Below are 21,194 nucleotides of genomic sequence, written 5' to 3' on the forward strand. Positions count from 1 at the left end.
AGTCGACCGCGTGGGTTCCCGCGCGGTCGGGCCGCGCGAGATCACTCCGACGGTGACGTCCTTTGGGAGCTTCACTCCACCGTGACGCTCTTGGCCAAGTTTCGCGGCTTGTCGATCGGGCGACCGAGGTCGTTGGCGAGGTGGTAGGACACGAGTTGGAGCTGCACGTTGGCGAGGACCGGCGCCGTGAGCGGGTGTGTGTCCGGAATCTCGAGGACGAGATCGGCGTACCGGGCGGCCTCGGAGCGTCCGTCCGTGACGACCACGACGGGCGCGTCGCGCGCCTCGACCTCCTTTATGTTCGAGATCGTCTTCCTCGCTCGCTCTCCGTCCCCGGTGACGATCGCGAACACCGGCGTCTCGGACGTGACGAGCGCCAGCGGGCCGTGTTTCAGCTCGCCGGCGGCGAACCCTTCCGCGTGCTCGTAGCTTATCTCCTTGCACTTCAACGCGCCCTCCAGCGCGACAGGGAACTGTCCGCCGCGGCCGATGAAGAAGAACGCGTCCGATCCCGAGATCTCGGCGGCGACCTCGCGGGCGTCGGTCGTATCGAGGACCTCCTGGACCGCGCCGGGGAGGTCGCGTAGCGCCTCGATGAGGGGGTCGAGATCGTCGACGACGTCGACGAGATCCTCGACCAACAGGAGGGACGCGACGAGCTGTGAGGAGAACGTCTTCGTCGCGGCCACGCCGATCTCGGGACCCGCGCGAATGTAGACGACGTCGTCGCACTCGCGAGCCGCGGTCGAGCTGACCTGGTTCGTCACCGCGAGCGTCCTCGCCCCCCTCGCGCGCGCCTCCCGCAGCGCGGTGAGGGTGTCCGCGGTCTCCCCGCTCTGGGAAATCCCGACGACGAGCGTGTCCTCCGCGAGCGGTGCGGGCGCGGTCGCGTACTCGCTCGCGAGGTGGGCAGCCGCGGGCACCCCGGCCTCACGCAACAGCGTGGCCGCGTACATCGCGGCGTGGTAGGAGGTCCCGCAGGCGACGAGGTGGACCGATCCCGGCGCCGGGAGATCCGAGAGCTCCTCTATCTCGATCGTTCCCTCGAGTTCGTCGAGCCGCCCCGAGAGACACTGTCGGAGCGCGTCCGGCTGCTCGTTGATCTCCTTGAGCATGTAGTGATCGTAGCCGCTCTTTCCGGTCGCCTCGGCGGTGTACTCGACCGTCTCGATCGACACCTCGGCCGGGGATCGATCCGCGTTTCGAACGGTCCACCGGTCCGGGCGAAGCTCGACGCGCTGTCCGTCCTCCAGGTAGACGACGTCGCGCGTCCGTTCGACGAACGCCGGCACGTCGCTCGCCAGGTACGTCGCGCGCTCGCCGACCCCCATCACCAGCGGGGATCCCTGTCTCGCGGCGAAGATCCCCTCGTGTCCGTCGATCGTGGCACACAGCGCGTAGCTACCCTCCAGGCGATCGACGACCGCGTGGAAGGCGTCCGCGGGATCGATCGAGGACGATCCCCCAGCCGCCGCCGTACCGTCCGAACCGCGCCGGAGTTCGCGTGCGATGAGGTGCGGGACGACCTCCGTGTCCGTCTCGCTCGTGAAGGTGACGCCGTCCGCCTCCAGCTCGTCGCGGATCGCCTGGTAGTTCTCGATGATCCCGTTGTGGACGACGGCGACCCGTCCCGACTCGTCGGTGTGGGGGTGGGCGTTCCGGTCGGCCGGCGGACCGTGCGTGCTCCAGCGCGTGTGTCCGATCCCGAAGTCGCCGGCCGGCGGATCGGCGGAGACGGCCGTCCGAAGCTCGTCGAGCTCGCCCGCCCGCTTTCGGACCTCCAGGTCGGGTCCGAGCGCGACCCCGGCGGAGTCGTACCCGCGGTACTCGAGGTTTCCGAGCCCCTCCATCAGCGTCTCGAGCGTCTCGTTCGGGCGACCCATACAGCTGACGATCCCGCACATTACCGGACCACCTCGCTTCCGTCGTCGATCTCCCCGCCGACGGTCGCGCCCGGACCGACCCGCGCGTCGTGTCCGACGATCGTCCCCGGTTCGGCGACTGCTCCCCCGCCCAACTCGGCGCGGTCGGCGAGAACCGCGCCGAGTTCGATGTCCTCGTGAACGGTCGTTCCACGCCGAACGTCCCCGGGGCCGCCCGAAACGGTCGCGCCGGCGCCGACGCGAACGCTCTCGCCCGACACGAGATCGACGACGGTCGCGTTCGCGCCGATCCGACAGTCGGCATCGATCACGGTGTCGCGAACGACCGCTCCCGTTCCGACCGTGGATCCGGTTCCGATCGCGGCGTTCGGGCCGACCACGGCGCCGGCACGGACGACCACGCCCGCGTCGATCGCGACCGGCGGGACGAGCGTCGCGCTCGCGTGGATCCGCGCGTCGTCCGCGACGTAGACGTTCCGGCGAACCTCCGGAAGCGACACGTCGCGGTTCGAGAGCACCTCTCGCGTCAGCGTCCGGAGGTCCCACGGATAGGTCGCGTCCCGCCAGTAGGCGTCGGTCCGAACCGCTCGGACCTCCGAGCCGGCGGCGATCCGCCTCGCGACCGCGTCGGGCAGCAGGATCGCTCCGTCCCTGCGGTCGACGGACTCGAGGGCCTCGAAGACGTCCGGGTCGAACGCGTACACGCCCGCGTTGAGCAGCCGGTAGTCGTCCCCGCCCGGCTGCTCGACGAGATCGCTCACCCGATCGCCGTCGAGCGAGACGGCGCCGTACTGTGGGGCCCGGTCGGCCTCGACAACCGCCATCGTGGCGCCGGTCGAGCCGCGTCCGTGGTCGCCGTCGCGTCCGTGACCCCGTCGGACCTCCTCGACCATCTCCGTGTCGACGATCTGGTCGCCGTTGACGACGAGGAACGGCGCGTCGATCGCATCGCGGGCCTGGAGGAGGGCGTGGCCGCTTCCGAGCTGGTGGGTCTGTTCGTGGTAGGCGACCGCCAGTCCGCGGTACTCGTCGCCGACGTGCGAGCGCACGCGGTCGCCGGCGTAGCCGACGACCAGGTGGACTTCGCGCACCCCCGCGTCGACGAGGGCGTCGAGGACGTGCTCGAGGATCGGCCGCGTGCCGGCCGGCAGCATGGGCTTCGGCCGGTGTGCGGTGAGCGGGCGAAGGCGTCGCCCCTCGCCGGCCGCGAGCACCACGGCGGTTCGAGGGCCCGGGTCCGGCCCGGAGGGGTTCCGTGACATTGTTCGGTTCACGACAGGCGAGAGCGGGCCATATATCTGGTGGGAGGCGAGCGGGCGATTTCGACTCCTCGTCCCTCACCGATCCCTGGTGACGGTCTCTCCGGGCCCGGTCGTCGTGTCCGCGTCCAGTCGGACGCCGGCGTCGATCGACGTGTCGATGCCCGTCTTGACGCGGTCACCGCAGACGACGCCGAACTTGCGGCGTCCAGTCGAGACGCGCTCGCCCTTCACCGTGAGTTCGATCGGCTCCCCGTCGTGGCGGAGGTTCGCGACGTCGGTTCCAGCCCCGAAGTTCACCTCGCGGCCGACCACGCTGTCGCCGAGGTAGGAGAGGTGGCCGACGCTCGATCCCGAATCGAGGACGCTGTTTTTCACCTCGACCGCGTGTCCGACCTTCGCGTTCGGGCCCAGATACGTCGCTCCGCGCACGTACGCGTTCGGCCCGACCGTCGCGCCCGATGAGACGTACGCCGGCCCCTCGATCACGACGCCGGGTTCGATCTCGGCCCCCTCCTCGATCACGACGTCGCCCGTGATCGTCGCGTCCGGATGGACGCTGCCTCGAACGCCCGTTTCGAGTTCCGCGAGCTTCCACTCGTTGGCCTCGAGAAGCTCCCACGGTCGGCCGACGTCGAGCCATCGTTCGACCGGAACGACCTCGACGTCGACGGACTCACAGGCGCGCTGGAGCACGTCCGTCAACTCGCGTTCGCCCCGTTCGCTCTCGGGGACGTCGAGACGCTCACGGCTCGAGGCCGGGAAGACGTATGCTCCGGTGTTGATCAGGTTCGAGGGCGGGTCCGCGGGCTTCTCGATCACGCCCTCGAGGTACCCCCGTTCGTCGCGCGCGAGGACGCCGTATTCGGAGGGGTTGTCGACGCGGTAGGACCCGACCGCGGGGCCGGCCTCGAGGAGTGTTCGAAGGTCGTCCGCCTCGTAGAGCGCATCGCCGTTCAACACGGCGAAGGGGCCGTCATCGAGTTCGGGTGCCGCGGCCGCGACCGCGTCGGCCGTGCCGCGTCGCCGCTCCTGGGAGACGAAGGTCACCGGAACCCCGATCTCGGCGTCCTGGAAGTACGCTCGGACCGCCTCGGCCTCGTACCCGACGACGAGGACGATCCGGGAGGCCCCGGCCTCGATCGCCGTCTCGACGGTGTGGGCGACGAGCGGCTTGCCCGCGACCGGCAACATCGGCTTCGGTCGATCGGCGGTCAGCGGTCGCATCCGCGTGCCCTCCCCCGCGGCGAGAACGACTGTCTGCATGGTCCCCACTCCGCCGTGATGCTACAAGAAGCTCCGGGGTCTCCATCGGAACGGATCGAGGTCTCGAGCGAAAGGAGTCATCGACCAACCGGGCGAAACACGTCATATCGGAATCACTCTCCGTCGAACTTTTCACCCGTCGCTCGGTAGCCGAGGGTATGTCCGACTCACGCGAGACGCCGGAGGACGCGCCGCAGGTCGACGAACTCACGCCGCCGGACCGCACGTTGATGGGTCCCGGACCGAGCGACGTCCACCCGCGCGTGCTGCGGGCGATGAGCACGCCGCTCGTGGGCCACCTCGATCCCTCGTTCATCGAGATCATGGACGAGGTGCAGGAGCTGATGCGCTATACGTTCCGGACGGACAACCGCTGGACGATCCCGGTCTCGGGAACCGGATCGGCCTCGATGGAGGCCGCGATCGGCAACCTCGTCGAACCGGGGGACACGATGCTGGTCCCGACGAACGGCTACTTCGGCGGACGGATGGCCTCGATGGCGCGGCGGGCCGGCGGGGAGGTCGTCGAGGTCGACGCGCCGTGGGGCGAACCGCTCGATCCGGCGGACGTCGAGGCGGCGTTTAACGAACACCAGCCGGACGTCTTCGGGTTCGTCCACGCCGAGACGTCGACGGGCGTCCTCCAGCCGGAGGTCCCCGAACTCACGTCCATCGCGCACGAGCACGACGCGTACGTGATCGCCGACTGCGTGACCTCGCTCGGCGGCGTCGAGCTGCGCGTCGACGACTGGGACATCGACGTCGCCTACTCGGGGCCCCAAAAGTGCCTCTCGTGTCCGCCCGGCGCGAGTCCGCTCACACTCTCCGACCGCGCGATGGACAAAGTCCTCGACCGCGAGACCGATCCCCGGTCGTGGTACCTCGATCTCTCCCTGCTCGAGGGGTACTGGGGCGACGATCGGTCGTATCACCACACCGCACCGATCACGAACGTCTACGCGATCCGCGAGGCCCTCCGGCTCGTCGCCGAGGAGGGCATCGAGAACCGATGGGATCGACACCTGGAGGTCGCCGGCGGGCTGAAGGCCGGCCTCCAGGACATGGGTCTCGAGATGAACGCGCCCGACGAGTACTGGCTGCCCAGCCTGAACGCCGTCAAGGTTCCCGACGGCGTCGACGACGCCGCCGTGATCGACCACCTCATCGAGGAGTACGATCTGGAGATCGCCTCCGGGCTCGGCGACCTGGCCGGCGACATCTGGCGGATCGGCTGTATGGGCTACTCCGCGCGCCCGAAGAACGTCGAGTACCTGCTCGCCGCCCTCGAGGACGCCCTCGCGGAGCAGGGACAGCTCTGAGTCGTCGAGCCGTCTAAACCGACGACGGACGAGCATCGGGATCACAACACGCGGCTCGTGGCGCCACAACGTTCATTCCCAAGGACGAGAACGATCGGTCATGGGCGATCGACCGTGCGATCGGGTGTTCTGTCCGGCGTGTGATGCGCCGGCGACGACGAGCGACGCGACGTGTCCGGATTGCGGCGCTCCGCTGCCGGACGACCGCGAGTGAAGGGGTTGATCCTCGCCTGAGCGTTCCTGGTCGCTTGCTTTGCGAGCGGCGAATTGGCTGCGTCGGATTCCTTTACAGATCCACTCGACGGTTCGCGCCGATCGCCGTGGCTCGACGGTTCGGACGGGCCGGGAGGGATTTGAACCTCACTCGCACGGTCGCCTCGCTCCGCTCGGCGCTGCGTGCTCCCTGGTTCGAACCCTCCTCCGCGTTTTCACTGCTCGCTTCGTTCGCAGGAAAACGGGCCGGGAGGGATTTGAACCCCCGACCGACGGATTAAGAGTCCGTCGCTCTCCCTAACTGAGCTACCGGCCCTCATCGTCCCCTTTCCGGGACACCATAAAAGGACTTTCGTCTTCCCGTCCGTGCCTCCGAGATCCTCGACTATCGCTCCCGGATCACCGTTCCCGCCTGCGATCTGATCGACGCCGGCGCGAATATCGATCTCGATATCGAACCCGGCAAGCGCGTCTGTTAAGTGTCGTGCGATCCGAACGCGGGTACCTATGAGTGTAGGGGCGAGCGGGACCGCTCGAACGCGATACGCGATCCTCGGGTGTGGAAGCGTCGGCCACGCCGTCGCGGAATCGCTCACGGACCGCGACAAGGACGTTCTGATCCTCGATCGCGACGAGAGCCGCGTCGAGGCGCTCCGCGATCAGGACCTCAACGCCCAGGTTCAGGACATCTCCGAACCCAGCGTCGCCGACGCCGTCGCCGATCGCGACATCGTGTTGATCCTTGCCTCCGACGTCGACGCCAACAAGGCCGCCGTGGAGGCGGTTCGCGACGCGGGCGGCGACCACTACGTGGTGGTCCGCGCCTCCGATCCCGTAAGCGAGGACGAGCTTCGTGACCTCGGCGCCGACGTCGTGATCAACCCCTCCACCGTCATCGCCGACTCCGCGCTCCGGTCGCTCGAGACCGGCGAGCTCGAGTACATGGCGCGCCAGCTCGCCGACATCCTCTCCTCGACGGAGGACGGGATGGCGATCCTCACCCACGACACGCCGGATCCGGACTCGATCGCCTCCGCGACCGCGCTCCAGGCGATCGCCGACTCCTACGGCGTCGAGGCCGACATCCTCCATCCCGGCGACGTCGGCCACCAGGAGAACCGCGCGTTCGTGAACCTGCTCGGGATCGATCTCCTCTCGCGTGCGGAGGCGCGGCCGCTCTCGGAGTACGAGACGATCGCCGTCGTGGACCACGCAAAATCCGGCGATCCCGAGACCACCATCGACGCCGACGTGGACATCTACATCGACCACATCGAGGCGGAGACGGAACTCGAGGCCCGGTTCGTCGACATCCGGACCAACGTCTCCTCGACGTCGACCATCCTCACGAAGTACCTCCAGGAGTTCGACCTCTCACCCTCGGAGGCCGTCGCCACGGCGCTTCTCTACGGGATTCGCGCGGAGACCCTCGACTTCAAACGCGACACGACGCCCGCGGATCTGACCGCCGCCGCCTACCTCCACCCGTTCGCCAACCACGACACCCTCGAACAGGTCGAATCGCCCTCGATGTCCCCGGAGACGCTCGACGTGCTTGCCGAGGCCATCCAGAGCCGACAGGTCCAGGGAAGCCACCTCTTTTCGAGCGCGGGTTTCATCCGCGATCGCGACGCGCTCTCGCAGGCGGCCCAGCATCTGTTGAACCTCGAGGGGATCACCACGACGGCCGTGTTGGGCGTCGCCGACGAGCACATCCACCTCGCCGCGCGCTCGAAGGACATCCGAATCAACATCGGAAACGTCCTCCAGGAGGCCTTCGAGGACATGGGCGAGACGACCGGCCACTCCACGCAGGGCTCCGTGGAGATCCCCCTCGGGATCTTCACCGGCATCGAGACGAACGACGAGAACCGCGACACCCTGCTGTCGCTCACCGAGGAGGCGGTGAGACGCAAGCTCTTCGACGCGATGGGCGTCGAGGGGACCTCCTCGGAGAGTTCGAACGGCTCTTGAGCTGTCGATCGACACCGAGACCGGCGTTCGTGATTCTTCGATCGACGACGAAGGGAACGACGCCGGTGTGAGAACGCTCCGCGGGTCAGGCGACCGCTTCGCCGGAGTCCTCCTCGTCCGATTCGAGCCGCTCTATCACGTCGTTGATCAGAATGACGTCCCCGACCGCCCGAACCCATCGATACGGAACGATGGCGCCCTCGCCGGACTGCACGCGGTTCCGGAAGAGCTCGCCGTTGAGTTCCGTGAGCGCGAGTCCGGTCACGGACCGGGAGTCGATGTCGAGCCGTACGTCCTCGACCTCGCCGACGAACACGCCGTTGTTCGAGTAGACCTCGCGACCGACGAGGCTCGTGATCTCATCTGCCGTCGATTGCATACCCGTGAGGTGGCGAGCGCGCCTATTAAGTATTGGTTGTCGGCGGACGGACGTCCGACGATCGCACGACATCGGACGCGAACGGGTCCGGTCAGTTCGAACGCATCCGCTTTCTCCGACGGTGGCCCGGACGTCGACGAATACGCGACCGGGTCGGACGAAAACGCCAAGACGCCGGGGGCGGACGATGAGGTATGCGACTGGAGGACTACTGGGGCGTCGGCCCGAAGACGAGCGAGCGGCTCGCGGAGACGCTCGGCCGCGAGCGGGCCGTCGAGGCGATCGAGTCGGCGGACGTTCGGGCCCTCGTCGACGCCGGGATCCCGCGCGGGCGGGCCACCCGGATCCTCCGGCGAGCGAACGGCGATGCGAGCATGGGACTTCTCGCCACGAGCGACGTCCGGACCGTCTACGACGACCTGCTCGCGCTCGCCGCGAGCGACGCGCTCACCGCCCACGCCGGCGACAGGATCCGAGTACTGACCCCGCTTTCGGACCCGGAGGCGATCCGGAATCGGCTCGAGAACGTGATCGCCGCCAGGGACGCCTGGGAGGCCCTGAACGACTCCGATCGGGAGACGGTGATCGACGCCTTCGAGGAGTACGACGCGGCCGGCGGAACGGATAGAGCCGCTGTCAAGGCGGCCCTCGCGCTCGAAGGTGTCGACGTCGAAAGCGGTCCCTTCGCCCCGCTGGCGACCCTCGACGGCGACGCGCTCCGTGAGGCCGCGGGAGCACTCGGGTACGTCCGCGGGCGTTCCGACCGTCGAGGAGGCGATCGCGACGACGAGGCGGTCCCTCCCACTGCCGCCGACCTCGAGGTCCTCGAGGGTGCGGACGAGGAGCTCGATCGGCTCCGAGACCAACTGGCCGCGGCCCGTGGTCTCGAGAACGCCGCATTCGACGTCATCGAAGAGGTCCGCGAGGGATCGGTGCGCGACTTCGAGTCGTTCAAAGGCGGCGTCGTCGACCACGTGGCCGATCGGACGGGCGTCGATCCGGGACGGATCCGGTCGGCCGCGCCCGGCGAAGCGGTCGACGCCGCGGACTTCGTCTCGGGGACGCTCCGCGCGCTCGTCGACGACCTCGAGTCGGCCGCGGATCGACGCGAGGAGACCGTCGCCGCGGACCTCCAGGAGCGAATCAACGAGGCCGGCGGGGACGTAGAGACCGCCGTCGAGGCGGTCGCGGACGCGGCCTTCGAGCTCTCCCTCGGCCGATTCGCCGCGGAGGAGGACCTCTCGCGGCCGGTGTTCGGAGGGGACGGAATCGCGGTCGTGGGTGCGAGACATCCCTTCCTCGACGGCGAGGTCGAACCCGTGAGCTACGCGGTCGGGTCGCACTCGCTGGCCGCGGACGGGGAGCAGGAAGCCATTCTCGAGGAGGAGAGATCGCTCACATCCCCGCCGTCCGGCGATCGAGTGACGGTTCTCACCGGCGCGAACTCCGGCGGCAAGACGACGCTCCTCGAGACGCTCTGTGCGGTCGCCCTGCTCGCGTCGATGGGGCTTCCGGTGCCGGCCGACCACGCCGAGGTCGGCCTATTCGATCGGATCGTCTTCCACCGACGTCACGCGTCGTTCAACGCCGGCGTGCTCGAGTCGACGCTCAAGTCCATCGTCCCGCCGCTCGTCGAATCGGGCCGAACGCTGATGCTCGTCGACGAGTTCGAGGCGATCACCGAACCCGGCCGCGCCGCCAACCTGCTGAACGGGCTCGTCGATCTGACCGTCGATCGCGGCGCGCTCGGCGTGTACGTGACCCACCTCGCCGACGAGTTGAGCCCCCTTCCCGATCGGGCGCGGATCGACGGGATCTTCGCCGAGGGGCTGACCGACGATCTCGACTTGCGGGTCGACTATCAGCCGCGATTCGGCACCGTCGGCAAGTCGACGCCGGAGTTCATCGTCTCGCGGCTCGTCGCCAACGCCGACGATCGGGGGGTTCGCGGGGGATTCGAACACCTCGCGGAGGCCGTCGGCGAGGAGGCGGTTCAGCGAACGCTCTCGGACGTTCGGTGGTCCCCCGAGTGAGTGATCGCGCGGCGGTGCCGTCGCTACGCTGCCAAGATAGAGTCGTTCGAGAAGCGATACCTCCCGCGGTCGGCGTTACAGTCGTTGCAGGTTCGTCGCTCGGGGACCCTTGTCGGCCTCCTCGATGTCGAATTCGACCTCCTGCCCCTCCTCGAGGTCCGGGCCGCCGACGTCCTCCATGTGGAAGAAGACGTCCTCGTCCGCGTCCTCGGTTTCGATAAAGCCGTAGCCGCCAGTGTCGTTGAAGAATGCAACAGTGCCAGTAGCCATTACTGCGTCTCCGGAGAGAACTGGGACGTCCGGATATTTATACTTATGGGACGAATTCGCACTTCGCCGTTCGTTCGACAGATAATTGGACGTATGGAGCTATCAATACTACCTATCGAGAATAATAGGGCATTCCCGAACCATTATAGAGCGATTAGATTAACAATCTCCGGAAATACTGTCCCATCGTAAAATTATAAGTCACAAGGGATCGCATGATCGCGTATGTCAACGACCCCATCGACGACACCGACGCCGAACTGGAGCGACCCCAACGACTGCCCCTTCTGCGGCGAGCCGCTCTCGGATCCGGGTGCCGGGTTCGTCGATCACCTCGCGGAGAGCGATGCCTGCGAGGCCGGATTCGACGACTGGCGCGAGAACGTCGCCGGCGACATGGGCGGCGAGTGGAGCGGATGACGCGGTAGGCGCTGCCGTTCGAACCCTCGCCCGCGGTCCGGTGTTCTTTGCGGCCGAGATCGAGGTCCTCATCGCCGAGGGATTTTACCCGCTCGAGCGCGGCCCATCGTCATGGAGTTCGATCACGTCGGGATCGCCACGCGGGACGCCGGAGCCCTCGCGGATCTCTTCGACGACCTGTTCGTTGCGCCGATCGCTCACGAGGAGCGATTCGACGGCATGCGCGTCGTGTTCTTGGAGCTCTCCGGCGGCGGATACCTCGAGCTTCTCGAACCGGGTGACGGCGGCCCGGTAGCCGACTTTCTCGATCGGTCGGGGCCCGGTATCCATCACGTCGCCTTGGGGACCGAAGACGTCGCTGCAGCGCTCGATCGGGCCCGTTCCCTGGGCGTGGAGCTGATCGACGAGGAACCTCGGCCCGGTGCGTGGGGACACGACGTTGCGTTTCTGCACCCCCGTTCGACGGGTGGGGTTCTCGTCGAGTTCGTTGAACGGACCGACGGCCAGTAATGGGCCGTCGGTCCGTCTCCCGGTGGCGGCCAGTAATGGGCCGTCGGTCCGTCTCCCGGTGACGGCCAGTAATGGGCCGTCGGTCCGTCTCCCGGTGGCGGCCAGTAATGGGCCGTCGATCCGTCCCTCGATGACGATCGGGTTTTTAACCGATGGCGACCCAACCCGGGTCGTATGGTCGCGATCGAAGCGATGGACGTCGGAGTCGTCCTGATCGGGTTGGTGTTGGCGTTCGTCGGAGCCGCGGTCTCGGTCTACGCGGTCACGCTCACGGGGTTCCTCATCGGAGCCGGCGTCGGCCATCTCGCCGCGCCGAACCTCGCGGGACTGCTCGGCGTCGAGGGGCTCCTCGCCTCCGCGGCCGCGGTGGCGATCGGCGGCGGGATCGGCGCGGTTCTCGCGTACGTCGGGCTCTCCTTCGCCGTGATGGGGATCGGTGCGATCGTCGGCGCGTTCGTCGGCCGGTTCGTCGTGGGGCCGCTCTACGTCGAGGGAACGATCCTGCTCGTCGGCGCGACGCTGGCGGGGATGGCCGTCGGTGCGATCGTCGGTATCGTGCTCACGCGGACCACGCTCGTGTTCTCGACCGCGTTCATCGGCGCGGCGCTCGCCTCGCGATCGCTCACGCCGGGCGATTTCGAGGCGGCCACGGACCCGATTGCGCTCGAGGCGCTCGTCATCGACCCCACGGCGCCCGCGTTCCTCGCGGTGTTCGTCCTCGGTGTCCTCTCGCAGGTGGGGCTGTTCAAGTTCGGGTACGTCACGAAGCTGGCGGCGATCGTCCCGGGTGCGGGACGGTGGACGGCGAGCGACGACGGCGGGTGACCCGTCGACGCATCCGGCCTATCCGTGAACCCTCGCCCGCCTACTCGTACTCGTCTCGCCCGCCTACTCGTACTCGTAGAACCCACGTCCCGACTTTCGCCCGAGGTCGCCGGCCTCGACCTTCCGTTTCAGCAGGTACGCCGGCGTGTAACGATCCCCGAGCTCCTCGCGAAGCGTCTCGCTCGCGGCGAGGACGACGTCGAGCCCGATCTGGTCGGCGAGTTCCAACGGTCCCATCGGGACGTTGGTTCCGAGCCGCATTCCGGCGTCGATGTCCTCCTTCGAGGCGACGCCCTCGTCATAGGCGCGGATCCCCTCGTTGAGCCACGGCATCAGGATTCGGTTCGTGACGAACCCGGGTTTGTCCTCGGACTCCCAGGTGGTCTTGCCCAGGTCCTCGGCGAACGCGTGGGCGAGATCGAGTAGCTCCGGGTCCGTTCGTTCGCCGCGAACGACCTCGACGCCCTCCATGATCGGGACCGGATTCATGAAGTGGAGGCCGACGACGGCGGCCGGCCGGTCCGTCGCGCTCGCGATGGACGTGATCGAGAGCGTGGAGGTGTTCGTCGCCATCGGGACATCGGATTCCACGACGTCGTCGAGATCCGAGAAGACCTCCCGTTTGACCTCGAGGTCCTCCACCACCGCCTCGACGACGAGGTCGGCGTCCGCGAGGTCCTCGAAGTCCGTCGTCGTGACGATGCGATCGCGGATCGCGGACGGGTCCTCCTCGAGCGAGTCCCGTTCGGCCAGCCGGTCCAGGCTTGAGTCGATCCGCTCGAGGCCCTCCTCGAGGAGTTCGGTCTCCACGTCACGGACCACGACCTCGTAACCGGCGGTCGCGGCCACCTGCGCGATGCCCCCGCCCATCGTTCCGGCCCCGATCACCCCGACGGCGTCGATCTCCTCGAGTTCGTACATACCGACTCCTACACGGGGCGGCGTGTAAGTGTGGCGGGCGTCGCCGACCGCTCCGCAGCCGCGGTCGACGGCTCGGTCGAGGGCCGGCGGAGAAACCTTCAAGTCCCTGATCCGCAAACGCGTCGGTATCCGGTGACCTCGCTCGTGTCAGATTCCGATACCGCGGACGTCGACGACGAGTCCGACCGTACCGACCTGCGGTGGATCGGTCCCGCGACCGCCCAGGTGCTCGAGGCGGCCGACATCGACGCCGCTGACGTCCGCGCGAAGCGGGTCGCCTACAGGACCCTCGTCGAGGCGGGCGTCAATCCCGGCGTCGCGGCGAAGATCCGCCGTGAGCACTCGCTGTCGTGGTCCTTCGAGGCCGGCGAGGGACTGCGGCGTCGGTCGACACAGATTCGCAGCCTCGGAAGCGACGAGGCGGAGTGGATCGCCGCCTCATCGGGCGACTGGGCGGATTCGTCGGAACGGACCGGGACGGGTTCGGGATCGACTCCGGGAACGGAGGCGGAGGCCGACGGAAGCGGCGATCCCGTCTCCGCGGAGTCCGCCTGGCGCGATCGATCCCGTCCCACGCCGCCGACGGATCTCGATCCCGTCTCCGAGGCCGACGCCGACATTCTCGCGGAGGCCGGGATCACCTCGGTCCGCAGCCTCGCCACCGCGGACCCCGAACACGTGGCGGACGTGCTGTCGATCGAGCCGGAGCGCGTCGAGCGATGGCACGAGGCGGCCGAACGGGCGGCGGAGTGAAGTAGACTCCGTCGTCGGTCACCTTCATCCTCCGTCCGCGTTACCGCAGTATTTTTGATGGTCGTTGTCGGAACGTGAAACGATGAAACAGAACGCGGCGGACGCCATCACGCGGGACGGCAAGGTCTTGATCCTCGCGTACGACCACGGGCTCGAACACGGCCCCGTCGACTTCGAACCGAACCCGGCGACCGCGGACCCCGAGCGGATCTTCGATCTCGCCACCCACGACGCGGTCACGGCGCTCGCGGTACAGAAGGGACTCGCGGAGGCGTACTATCCCGACTACGAGTCGGACGTGACGCTGCTTTTGAAGCTCAACGGGACCTCCAACCTCTGGATGGGCGAGCCCGACAGCGCCGTCAACTGCTCCGTCGAGTACGCGGACGAGATCGGCGCCGACGCGGTCGGGTTCACGCTCTATGGCGGATCGAACCACGAGGTGGAGATGGCCGAGGAGTTCCGCGACGCACACGAGGACGCCCGCGAGCGCGACCTCGGGGTCGTGATGTGGTCGTACCCCCGCGGCCAGGGCGTCAAGGACGACACGAGTTCCGGGACGATCGCCTACGCCGCCAGACAGGGACTCGAACTCGGCGCCGACGTCGCCAAGGTGAAATACCCGGGCTCGCCCGAGGCGATGGCCGAGGCCGTCCGGATGGCCGGCCGCACGAAGGTGGTCATGTCCGGCGGCTCGAAGACGGACGACCGGCAGTTCCTCGAGACCGTCGAGGCGGCCGTCGACGCCGGTGCGAAGGGGCTCGCAGTCGGGCGAAACGTCTTCCAGCGTGAGAACCCGACCGAAATTCTCGACGCGCTCGAGCGGGTCATCTTCGAGGAGCGCTCCGCGGAGGAGGCGCTCCGTCTCACCCGCGAGGACGCCGAGGCCTCCCCCGAGTGATGTCCGGATCCGATCGCCTCGAGGCGTCCGTGATCGAGTCGGTGTTCGACGCGGTCGCGGAGACCGCCCCCGAGATCCGCGCGGCCCTGCCGGGGCGGCGCGTCGAAAGCGACAGGGAGAACCCCTCGGGAGAGACGGTGATGGCCGCGGACGTCCACGCCGACGAGCTCCTCGAGGAGCGGATCGGGCTTATCGACGGCGTCAGCGGGTACGCGAGCGAGGAGCGTGAGACCGTCGTTGACGTGGGCTCCGAACCGAAACTCGGCTCCGAGTCCCGCTACGCGGTCGCGGTCGATCCCCTGGACGGCTCCTCGAACCTCCGATCGAACAACGCCATGGGGACGGTCGTCGGCGTCTACGACGGATCGCTTCCCGCGCGCGGCAGGGACCTCGTCGCCGCCGGATACGTCCTCTACGGTCCGATCACCACCATGGTCGTCGCGACCGCCGACGGCGTTCGCGAGGAGGTCGTTACGCGTGGTGGGGATGAAGGAGTCGAGCGATCGGTCGTTCGCGAGTCGATCTCGCTTCCCTCCGATCCGGTCGTCTACGGCTTCGGCGGCCGGGTCCCCGACTGGACCGACGGCTTTCGCGTGTTCGCCCGCGAGATCGAATCCGAGCTGAAGCTGCGGTACGGCGGCGCGATGGTCGGCGACGTCAACCAGGTGCTCACCTACGGCGGGATCTTCGCGTACCCCGCGCTCGCGGACGCCCCGAACGGCAAGCTCAGACTGCAGTTCGAGGCGAACCCGATCGCCTTCATCATCGAGCGGGCGGGCGGAGCCGCCTCCGACGGCACCGAGGCGATCCTCGATGTGGATCCCGAGGAGCTTCACCAGCGTGTTCCGCTCCACGTCGGGAACGAGCAGCTCGTCGATCGGCTCGAGGCGGCGGTCGAAAGCGGTCAATAACCGCCGGGGCTATCGAGTCACCGACGCCTCGACGGTGCCGATCGACTCGACGACGGAGCGGACTTCATCGCCCGGCTCGATCGGTTCGGCGCCGGGCGTGCCGGTGCTGAAGAGGTCGCCCGGACGGAGGGTCATCACCTCGGAGTGGAACGAGACGATCTCCCGAGGCGGGAAGGCCATGTTTCGGACCGCGTTTTCGGCGGCGACCTCGTCGTTGACGATCGTCCGAACCCGGACGTCCGTGAGATCCATCGGCTCCTCGGGGACCGCGATCGCCGGGCCGACCACGAGGAACGTGTCGTAGCTCTTCGCGCGGGTGAGGAATCGCGGATTGCGCTGGAGGACGTCCTCCGCGGTCATGTCGATCACCGGGAGGAAGCCGGCGATCACGTCGTCGACCGATTCCTCGTCGACGGAGCGACACTCGCGGCCCATCACGACGGCGAGTTCCGCCTCGGCGGTGACTCGATCGCTTTGTGTGGTCGGCGGGAGCCGGATGGGTCCGCCGGGACCCGTCAGGACGCTCGGGGGCTTGAGGAAGCTCGCGGGCTCCTCCGGGCGGTCCTCCTCCAGGTCGCCGGCGTGTTCGAGGTAGTTCAACCCGATCCCCCACAGCTTTCCGAACCGGTCGAGCGGCGGCCCGAACGCGACGTCGTCCGGGGCGATTCGATCTGCGGTCGCCGACTCCGGTCCGGCCAGGGTACCAGCGGCGGCCTTCGGCAGGGCGTCGCGGACGCTTTCGAGTCCCGGATCGGCCGCGCTGAGCGGGCAAAAGCCGTCCTCGTCGCCGACCAGCGGACGGCCCTCTCGGGTTCGAGCGAGGTACTTCACGGCCGCTCCTCCGACCGGGGGGAGTGCCTCGGTCCCCTCATTCCCGGTCCGTCCAGAAGTCGAACGAGCGTCCCGGGGCGAACACGTCGAGCCCGACGGCCCGCTCGTCGCCCGTGTTCTCCACGCGGTGGGCCTCGTTGGACTCCAGGTGGACGGAGTCGTGTTTGGAAAGCGTCACCTCGTCGTCCTCGGTGGCGACGGTGAGCTCGCCGGCCAGACAGATGCAGACCTGCTCGTTCTCGTGGTCGTGCATCGGGGAGCTGTGTCCCGGCGGCTTCTCGAACCACTCGAAGCTGAACTTGTCGCTTCCGGCCATCGCGACGCGACGCCAGCCCTCGTCGGGCTCGTAGGTCTCCGCGTCGTCGAAGGAGACGGGGTTCATAGGTTCGACCCCGACGCGCCGCCGTCGATCGTCACGGTCTCGCCGTTTATGAACCCGGAGCGCGGCGAGGAGAGGAACGCGACGGTGTCGCCGAGCTCCATCGGGTCGCCGGTCCGGCCGAGCGGGTTGCTCGCCCAGTTCTTGATCCCCTCCTCGTAGGAGTCGTACTCGCCGCGATCGACGGCCTGGTTGACGAGGTCCTGAATGCGCGAGGTCTCGTGCGGGCCGGGGAGGACGGCGTTCGAACGAACCTCCGGCGCGAACTCCTTCGAGAGGGTCTTCTCGAGGCCGATGACGCCCATCCGGACCGAGTTCGAGAGCACGAGGCTGTCGATCGCCTCCTTGACGCTCCGGGAGGTGATGTTGACGATGGTGCCGCCGCCGTCGGAGAGGTGGGGTTCGGCCTCGCGCGCGAGGCGGACGACGCTCATCACGAGGAGGTCGTAGGCGTGGTACCAGTCATCGTCGTCGGTATCGAGGAACGCGCCCGAGGGCGGTCCCCCGGCGCTCGTGACGAGGTGGTCGATCGTCCCGAACTCCTCGACCGTCCGATCGACGAGCGCCGTGACGTCGTCCTCGTCGGTCAGATCCCCGGGCTGTGCGACGACGTCGCCCGTTGCGACCTCCTCGATGTCGGCTTTCGCCTCCGCGAGTCGCTCCTCGTCTCGACCGTTGATCACGACGTTCGCGCCCTCGCGGGCGAGCGCCTTGGCCGACGCGCGTCCGAGACCGCTCGATGACGCCGTTACGAGTGCCGCGTTGCCGTCTATCCGTAGATCCATGTCCGTTCTGAGGGATCACAGGCGCGACCGAAAGCGTTTCCCTATCGGCAAGTTGGCTGTCATATTTGGCGGCGATCCCGTCGGGTTCGACGACGATCCGTCGCTCGAACCGCGGCGGCGCTCCACGGCAAGTTATATCACGACGTGGGGTAACGAGGGGGACACGGAGCACCACGGATGCGAGACTATTCGAACCACACGAGCCGCCGGGCGGAGGCCCGGGACGTATCGATCACCGACATCAAAAGCTGCGTCGTCGAGGGGAACTTCGAGTGGAACCTCGTGAAGATCGAGACCGACGCCGGGGTGACCGGAATCGGCGAGTCCTATCGCGGCGGAGCGGTCCCGGAGATCATCGAGTACACGGAGCGATTTTTGATCGGCGAGAACCCGCTCGACGTCGAGCGGATCGTGAGACGGATCGTCCAGGAGATGTCCGGCCACGGCGGGACGACCGGCAAGGTCGTGACGGCGGCCTCGGGGATCGAGATCGCCCTGTGGGACGTCGCCGGCAAGATCCTGGATCTCCCGGTCTACCAGCTGCTCGGATCGAAGTACCGCGACGAGGTCCGCCTCTACTGTGACTGTCACGCCGGCGAGGCCTTCGAGACCGAGGACGGCTACACCGCCTACGCCGACGAGGACGCCTACGCGCCGGGGGCATACGCCGCGGAGGCCGAACGCGTCGCGGGGATGGGCTTCGACGCGCTCAAGTTCGACCTCGACGTGCCGATGGACAACGACCCGGACCCCTACAACGGCCGGCTCTCCAACGCCGCGATCGAGCACAAGCGGCGGGTCGTCGAGGCGGTTCGCGACGCGATCGGCTACGAGATCGATCTCGCCTTCGACTGCCACTGGGACTACACCGTAGAGAGCGCGAAGCGGCTCTCCCACGAGCTCGCCGAGTACGACCTCATGTGGCTCGAGGACGTCGTTCCGCCGGAGAACATGGACGCACAGATCGAGGTGACGGGGTCGACGCGGACGCCGATCGCCACCGGCGAGAACCGGTTCCGGGTCCACGAGCTCTCCGAGCTGATCTACGAACACGGCGTCGACATCCTGACGCCCGATCCGACCACCGTCGGCGGGCTCGCGGAGACGATGCGGATCGCCGACCGCGCGGAGGAGAACTACATGCCGATCTCCCCGCACAACGTCTGTAGCCCGGTCGGAACCGTGGCCTGCGTCCACCTCGGCGCCGCGATCCCGAACTTCGACTACCTCGAGTACCACGCCCTCGAGGTCGACTGGTGGGACGACCTGCTCGTCCGCGACGAGCCGCTCATCGAGGACGGACGCATCGCGGTCCCCGAGGAACCCGGACTCGGGATCGAGCTGGACGAGGCGGTCGTCGAGGCCAACCTGCACGCCGACTCCGACGGGTTCTGAGACCGGAGGTCGCGCGGGTGAGACGGGAACTCACGGGCGCTGTTCGGGCGCGTCGCAGGGGTGCGGTCCCCGTGGCGGCCCCGATCGGGGAAAGCCATTTGCGATCAGCACCCACACTCCCGGTATGCGGGTCCACGTCGGACAGGCGGCGACGGCCGAGGAGGCGACCGCGATCGCGCGCTCGCTCGCCGAGCACCTGGGGACGCCGATCGAGGTGTACGTCGGCGAGGCTGACGAGCCGGCCGCGACCGCCGATCCCCCGGACCGCGACTACCCGATCGAGGACGACCTCGGACCGACGGAGCGGGAGCGGGCCCTCAAAGCGGAGATCGCGGACATCCTCGAGGGGGGACCAGAAAAGTACAAAAAGCGGCTCTCGGAACGGGGCAAGCTGTTCGTGCGCGATCGCCTCGACCTCTGGTTCGGCGGCGAGGACGGGACCGGCGGAACAGGCGAGGCGGGCGAGGAGCCGCCGGCGGGGGTCCGCTTCGAGGACGGCCGATTCGCAGCTTTCGACGAGTGGCACGAGAACGGCGCGAACGTCGACGACTACGACGAGAACGTGCGGCTTCCCGCGGACGGCCTGTTGACGGGGGCCGCGACCTTCGAGGGACGCGACGTCCACTTCATGGCCAACGACTTCACCGTCAAGGCCGGATCGATGGCGGCCCGCGGCGTCGAGAAGTTCCTTCGGATGCAGCGGCGGGCGATGAAGACGCGAAAGCCGATCCTCTATCTGATGGACTCCTCGGGCGGCCGGATCGACGAACAGACCGGATTCTTCGCGAACCGCGAGGGGATCGGCAGGTACTACTACAACCACTCGATGCTCTCGGGGGTCGTCCCGCAGATCTGCGTCCTCTACGGGCCGTGTATCGCCGGGGCGGCCTACACGCCGGTCTTCGCCGACTTCACCGTCATGGTCGAGGGGATCTCCGCGATGGCGATCGCCTCCCCGCGGATGGTCAAGATGGTCACCGGCGAGGAGATCGACATGGCCGACCTCGGCGGGCCGGCCGTCCACGCCGAACACACCGGGTCAGCGGACCTGATCGCGGAGGACGAGGAACACGCGCGCGAACTCGTCGCCGACCTCATCGGGTATCTCCCGGACCGAACCGGCGAGGATCCGCCCCACGCCCCGACGCGCTCGCCGACCCACTCGCCGGCGGGCATCGACGAGGTGGTCCCCGCGGAGCCGAACCGCGCCTACGACGTTCGGGACCTCCTCGTCCGGATCGCCGACGCGGAGTCGATCCTCGAGCTCAAGTCCGAATACGCCCCCGAGATGCTCACGGCGTTCTGTCGGATCGACGGGCGGCCGATCGGCGTCGTCGCGAACCAGCCGGACGTGCGGTCGGGAGCGATCTTTCCGGACTCGGCCCAGAAGGCCGCGGAGTTCGTCTGGACGTGTGACGCCTACGGGATCCCCCTCCTGTACCTGTGTGACACGCCGGGGTTCATGGCCGGATCGCAGGTCGAACGCGAGGGGATCCTCGAGGCCGGAAAGAAGCTCATCTACGCCACCTCCACCGCGACGGTTCCCACCCAGACCGTCGTCGTCCGCAAGGCCTACGGCGCCGGGATCTACGCGATGGGCGGTCCCGCCTACGAACCCGAGAGCGTGCTCGGGCTCCCCTCGGGAGAGATCGCGATCATGGGCCCCGAGGCGGCAGTGAACGCCGTCCACGCACGCAAGCTCGCCGAGATCGACGACCCCGAGGAGCGCGAAGCCCGCGAGCGGGAGCTGCGCGAGCAGTACCGCGAGGACATTGACGTCCACCGCATGGCCAGCGAGGTGGTGATCGACGAGCTCGTCGAGCCCTCCCGGCTGCGCGAGGAGCTCGCGGCGCGGTTCGACTTCTACGCCGACGTCGAGGAGGACCTGCCCGACCGGAAACACGGCACGGTGTTTTGATCGGCGTTCGAACGGTCCCGATCGGCGTTCGTACGAGCCCGATCGGGGG

21 protein-coding genes and 1 tRNA gene are annotated in these 21,194 nt (G+C 68.1%); 12 read left to right on the forward strand and 10 right to left on the reverse strand.

Going from position 1 to position 21,194, the window contains the following annotated elements; genetic code table 11:
- Nucleotides 1-71: 71 nt before the first annotated feature.
- The 3 genes from glmS to glmU all read right to left on the reverse strand — a co-directional run bounded on the left by glmS (nucleotide 72) and on the right by glmU (nucleotide 4,408).
- Entirely contained in the window at nucleotides 72-1,904 is a 1,833-nt protein-coding gene (glmS, locus tag ACFQE9_RS12820; RefSeq protein ID WP_379745282.1) for a glutamine--fructose-6-phosphate transaminase (isomerizing), read from the reverse strand.
- Nucleotides 1,904-3,145, reverse strand: coding sequence for a sugar phosphate nucleotidyltransferase (locus tag ACFQE9_RS12825; RefSeq protein WP_379745285.1), 1,242 nt, complete (start codon nucleotides 3,143-3,145; stop codon nucleotides 1,904-1,906). The genes glmS and ACFQE9_RS12825 overlap by 1 nt, the downstream gene beginning before the upstream one ends.
- Before the next feature lie 75 nt (nucleotides 3,146-3,220).
- Complete coding sequence (glmU, locus tag ACFQE9_RS12830; RefSeq protein ID WP_379745288.1) at nucleotides 3,221-4,408, reverse strand: bifunctional sugar-1-phosphate nucleotidylyltransferase/acetyltransferase; 1,188 nt, start codon at nucleotides 4,406-4,408, stop codon at nucleotides 3,221-3,223.
- A 158-nt stretch (nucleotides 4,409-4,566) separates the two neighbouring features.
- Here glmU and ACFQE9_RS12835 point away from each other — a divergent pair, with 158 nt between their 5' ends.
- Together ACFQE9_RS12835 and ACFQE9_RS12840 are read left to right on the forward strand one after the other, a co-directional pair.
- Nucleotides 4,567-5,727, forward strand: a complete 1,161-nt coding sequence (locus ACFQE9_RS12835) for a pyridoxal-phosphate-dependent aminotransferase family protein (RefSeq protein WP_379745291.1) — start codon at nucleotides 4,567-4,569, stop codon at nucleotides 5,725-5,727.
- A gap of 100 nt (nucleotides 5,728-5,827) precedes the next feature.
- A complete protein-coding gene (locus tag ACFQE9_RS12840) occupies nucleotides 5,828-5,941 on the forward strand; it encodes a zinc ribbon domain-containing protein (RefSeq protein WP_379745294.1) in 114 nt (37 codons plus the stop codon).
- Nucleotides 5,942-6,182: 241 nt separating this feature from the next.
- Here ACFQE9_RS12840 and ACFQE9_RS12845 read toward each other — a convergent pair.
- A tRNA-Lys gene (locus ACFQE9_RS12845) sits at nucleotides 6,183-6,256 on the reverse strand.
- Nucleotides 6,257-6,447: 191 nt separating this feature from the next.
- Between ACFQE9_RS12845 and ACFQE9_RS12850 the strand changes: the two genes are divergently transcribed.
- Nucleotides 6,448-7,914 (forward strand): DHH family phosphoesterase, encoded by a 1,467-nt coding sequence (locus ACFQE9_RS12850; protein WP_379745297.1) that lies wholly within the window; start codon nucleotides 6,448-6,450, stop codon nucleotides 7,912-7,914.
- An 85-nt stretch (nucleotides 7,915-7,999) separates the two neighbouring features.
- Here the strand turns inward: ACFQE9_RS12850 and ACFQE9_RS12855 are convergent, their stop codons facing one another.
- Nucleotides 8,000-8,293, reverse strand: coding sequence for a PRC-barrel domain-containing protein (locus ACFQE9_RS12855; RefSeq protein WP_379745300.1), 294 nt, complete (start codon nucleotides 8,291-8,293; stop codon nucleotides 8,000-8,002).
- Between the two features lie 194 nt (nucleotides 8,294-8,487).
- Between ACFQE9_RS12855 and ACFQE9_RS12860 the strand changes: the two genes are divergently transcribed.
- Entirely contained in the window at nucleotides 8,488-10,326 is a 1,839-nt protein-coding gene (locus ACFQE9_RS12860) for a MutS-related protein (RefSeq protein WP_379745303.1), read from the forward strand.
- A 75-nt stretch (nucleotides 10,327-10,401) separates the two neighbouring features.
- Here ACFQE9_RS12860 and ACFQE9_RS12865 read toward each other — a convergent pair whose 3' ends face one another.
- Nucleotides 10,402-10,596 carry a cold-shock protein gene (locus ACFQE9_RS12865; protein ID WP_379745306.1) on the reverse strand — a complete coding sequence of 65 codons (195 nt, stop codon included), beginning with the start codon at nucleotides 10,594-10,596 and terminating at the stop codon, nucleotides 10,402-10,404.
- Between the two features lie 225 nt (nucleotides 10,597-10,821).
- Between ACFQE9_RS12865 and ACFQE9_RS12870 the strand changes: the two genes are divergently transcribed.
- The 3 genes from ACFQE9_RS12870 (at nucleotide 10,822) to ACFQE9_RS12880 (ending at nucleotide 12,351) form a co-directional block, all read left to right on the forward strand.
- On the forward strand, nucleotides 10,822-11,016 hold the full coding sequence (locus ACFQE9_RS12870) for a DUF7501 family protein (protein ID WP_379745309.1): 195 nt from the start codon (nucleotides 10,822-10,824) through the stop codon (nucleotides 11,014-11,016).
- Between the two features lie 111 nt (nucleotides 11,017-11,127).
- Nucleotides 11,128-11,526, forward strand: a complete 399-nt coding sequence (gene mce / locus ACFQE9_RS12875; RefSeq protein WP_379745312.1) for a methylmalonyl-CoA epimerase — start codon at nucleotides 11,128-11,130, stop codon at nucleotides 11,524-11,526.
- 174 nt (nucleotides 11,527-11,700) lie between these two features.
- Nucleotides 11,701-12,351, forward strand: a complete 651-nt coding sequence (locus ACFQE9_RS12880) for a phosphate ABC transporter permease (RefSeq protein WP_379745315.1) — start codon at nucleotides 11,701-11,703, stop codon at nucleotides 12,349-12,351.
- A gap of 63 nt (nucleotides 12,352-12,414) precedes the next feature.
- Here the strand turns inward: ACFQE9_RS12880 and ACFQE9_RS12885 are convergent, their stop codons facing one another.
- On the reverse strand, nucleotides 12,415-13,272 hold the full coding sequence (locus tag ACFQE9_RS12885; protein WP_379745318.1) for a 3-hydroxyacyl-CoA dehydrogenase family protein: 858 nt from the start codon (nucleotides 13,270-13,272) through the stop codon (nucleotides 12,415-12,417).
- Between the two features lie 132 nt (nucleotides 13,273-13,404).
- Between ACFQE9_RS12885 and ACFQE9_RS12890 the strand changes: the two genes are divergently transcribed.
- The 3 genes from ACFQE9_RS12890 (at nucleotide 13,405) to ACFQE9_RS12900 (ending at nucleotide 15,837) form a co-directional block, all read left to right on the forward strand.
- Entirely contained in the window at nucleotides 13,405-14,025 is a 621-nt protein-coding gene (locus ACFQE9_RS12890) for a DUF7409 domain-containing protein (RefSeq protein ID WP_379745321.1), read from the forward strand.
- A gap of 82 nt (nucleotides 14,026-14,107) precedes the next feature.
- On the forward strand, nucleotides 14,108-14,926 hold the full coding sequence (locus tag ACFQE9_RS12895) for a class I fructose-bisphosphate aldolase (protein ID WP_379745324.1): 819 nt from the start codon (nucleotides 14,108-14,110) through the stop codon (nucleotides 14,924-14,926).
- Nucleotides 14,926-15,837, forward strand: a complete 912-nt coding sequence (locus tag ACFQE9_RS12900; RefSeq protein ID WP_379745327.1) for a class 1 fructose-bisphosphatase — start codon at nucleotides 14,926-14,928, stop codon at nucleotides 15,835-15,837. The genes ACFQE9_RS12895 and ACFQE9_RS12900 overlap by 1 nt, the downstream gene beginning before the upstream one ends.
- Before the next feature lie 9 nt (nucleotides 15,838-15,846).
- Here the strand turns inward: ACFQE9_RS12900 and ACFQE9_RS12905 are convergent, their stop codons facing one another.
- From ACFQE9_RS12905 to ACFQE9_RS12915, 3 genes are read right to left on the reverse strand one after another with little or no spacing between them, the layout of a single operon-like run.
- The gene (locus tag ACFQE9_RS12905; RefSeq protein WP_379745330.1) at nucleotides 15,847-16,668 is read right to left on the reverse strand and encodes a fumarylacetoacetate hydrolase family protein; all 822 of its coding nucleotides are present in this window, start codon (nucleotides 16,666-16,668) and stop codon (nucleotides 15,847-15,849) included.
- Between the two features lie 37 nt (nucleotides 16,669-16,705).
- The gene (locus tag ACFQE9_RS12910; protein WP_379745333.1) at nucleotides 16,706-17,050 is read right to left on the reverse strand and encodes a cupin domain-containing protein; all 345 of its coding nucleotides are present in this window, start codon (nucleotides 17,048-17,050) and stop codon (nucleotides 16,706-16,708) included.
- Complete coding sequence (locus ACFQE9_RS12915) at nucleotides 17,047-17,832, reverse strand: SDR family oxidoreductase (protein ID WP_379745336.1); 786 nt, start codon at nucleotides 17,830-17,832, stop codon at nucleotides 17,047-17,049. The genes ACFQE9_RS12910 and ACFQE9_RS12915 overlap by 4 nt, the downstream gene beginning before the upstream one ends.
- 177 nt (nucleotides 17,833-18,009) lie before the next feature.
- On the opposite strand from ACFQE9_RS12915, the gene ACFQE9_RS12920 reads away from it, so the two are divergent.
- Both ACFQE9_RS12920 and ACFQE9_RS12925 read left to right on the forward strand, forming a co-directional pair.
- Nucleotides 18,010-19,227 carry a mandelate racemase/muconate lactonizing enzyme family protein gene (locus ACFQE9_RS12920; protein ID WP_379745339.1) on the forward strand — a complete coding sequence of 406 codons (1,218 nt, stop codon included), beginning with the start codon at nucleotides 18,010-18,012 and terminating at the stop codon, nucleotides 19,225-19,227.
- A 124-nt stretch (nucleotides 19,228-19,351) separates the two neighbouring features.
- Nucleotides 19,352-21,145, forward strand: a complete 1,794-nt coding sequence (locus tag ACFQE9_RS12925) for an acyl-CoA carboxylase subunit beta (RefSeq protein ID WP_379745342.1) — start codon at nucleotides 19,352-19,354, stop codon at nucleotides 21,143-21,145.
- Nucleotides 21,146-21,194 lie beyond the last annotated feature (49 nt).

The organism is Halopenitus salinus (genome assembly GCF_042662125.1).
In the GTDB taxonomy this organism is placed as follows: Archaea; Halobacteriota; Halobacteria; order Halobacteriales; family Haloferacaceae; genus Halopenitus; species Halopenitus salinus.

Bases quoted from the DNA above. Each gene is read 5' to 3' on its own strand.
- glmS (WP_379745282.1), bottom strand. From the start codon at position 1,904: ATGTGCGGGATCGTCAGCTGTATGGGTCGCCCGAACGAGACGCTCGAG.
- ACFQE9_RS12825 (WP_379745285.1), bottom strand. From the start codon at position 3,145: ATGTCACGGAACCCCTCCGGGCCGGACCCGGGCCCTCGAACCGCCGTG.
- glmU (WP_379745288.1), bottom strand. From the start codon at position 4,408: ATGCAGACAGTCGTTCTCGCCGCGGGGGAGGGCACGCGGATGCGACCG.
- ACFQE9_RS12835 (WP_379745291.1), top strand. From the start codon at position 4,567: ATGTCCGACTCACGCGAGACGCCGGAGGACGCGCCGCAGGTCGACGAA.
- ACFQE9_RS12840 (WP_379745294.1), top strand. From the start codon at position 5,828: ATGGGCGATCGACCGTGCGATCGGGTGTTCTGTCCGGCGTGTGATGCG.
- ACFQE9_RS12850 (WP_379745297.1), top strand. From the start codon at position 6,448: ATGAGTGTAGGGGCGAGCGGGACCGCTCGAACGCGATACGCGATCCTC.
- ACFQE9_RS12855 (WP_379745300.1), bottom strand. From the start codon at position 8,293: ATGCAATCGACGGCAGATGAGATCACGAGCCTCGTCGGTCGCGAGGTC.
- ACFQE9_RS12860 (WP_379745303.1), top strand. From the start codon at position 8,488: ATGCGACTGGAGGACTACTGGGGCGTCGGCCCGAAGACGAGCGAGCGG.
- ACFQE9_RS12865 (WP_379745306.1), bottom strand. From the start codon at position 10,596: ATGGCTACTGGCACTGTTGCATTCTTCAACGACACTGGCGGCTACGGC.
- ACFQE9_RS12870 (WP_379745309.1), top strand. From the start codon at position 10,822: ATGTCAACGACCCCATCGACGACACCGACGCCGAACTGGAGCGACCCC.
- mce (WP_379745312.1), top strand. From the start codon at position 11,128: ATGGAGTTCGATCACGTCGGGATCGCCACGCGGGACGCCGGAGCCCTC.
- ACFQE9_RS12880 (WP_379745315.1), top strand. From the start codon at position 11,701: ATGGTCGCGATCGAAGCGATGGACGTCGGAGTCGTCCTGATCGGGTTG.
- ACFQE9_RS12885 (WP_379745318.1), bottom strand. From the start codon at position 13,272: ATGTACGAACTCGAGGAGATCGACGCCGTCGGGGTGATCGGGGCCGGA.
- ACFQE9_RS12895 (WP_379745324.1), top strand. From the start codon at position 14,108: ATGAAACAGAACGCGGCGGACGCCATCACGCGGGACGGCAAGGTCTTG.
- ACFQE9_RS12900 (WP_379745327.1), top strand. From the start codon at position 14,926: ATGTCCGGATCCGATCGCCTCGAGGCGTCCGTGATCGAGTCGGTGTTC.
- ACFQE9_RS12910 (WP_379745333.1), bottom strand. From the start codon at position 17,050: ATGAACCCCGTCTCCTTCGACGACGCGGAGACCTACGAGCCCGACGAG.
- ACFQE9_RS12915 (WP_379745336.1), bottom strand. From the start codon at position 17,832: ATGGATCTACGGATAGACGGCAACGCGGCACTCGTAACGGCGTCATCG.
- ACFQE9_RS12920 (WP_379745339.1), top strand. From the start codon at position 18,010: ATGCGAGACTATTCGAACCACACGAGCCGCCGGGCGGAGGCCCGGGAC.
- ACFQE9_RS12925 (WP_379745342.1), top strand. From the start codon at position 19,352: ATGCGGGTCCACGTCGGACAGGCGGCGACGGCCGAGGAGGCGACCGCG.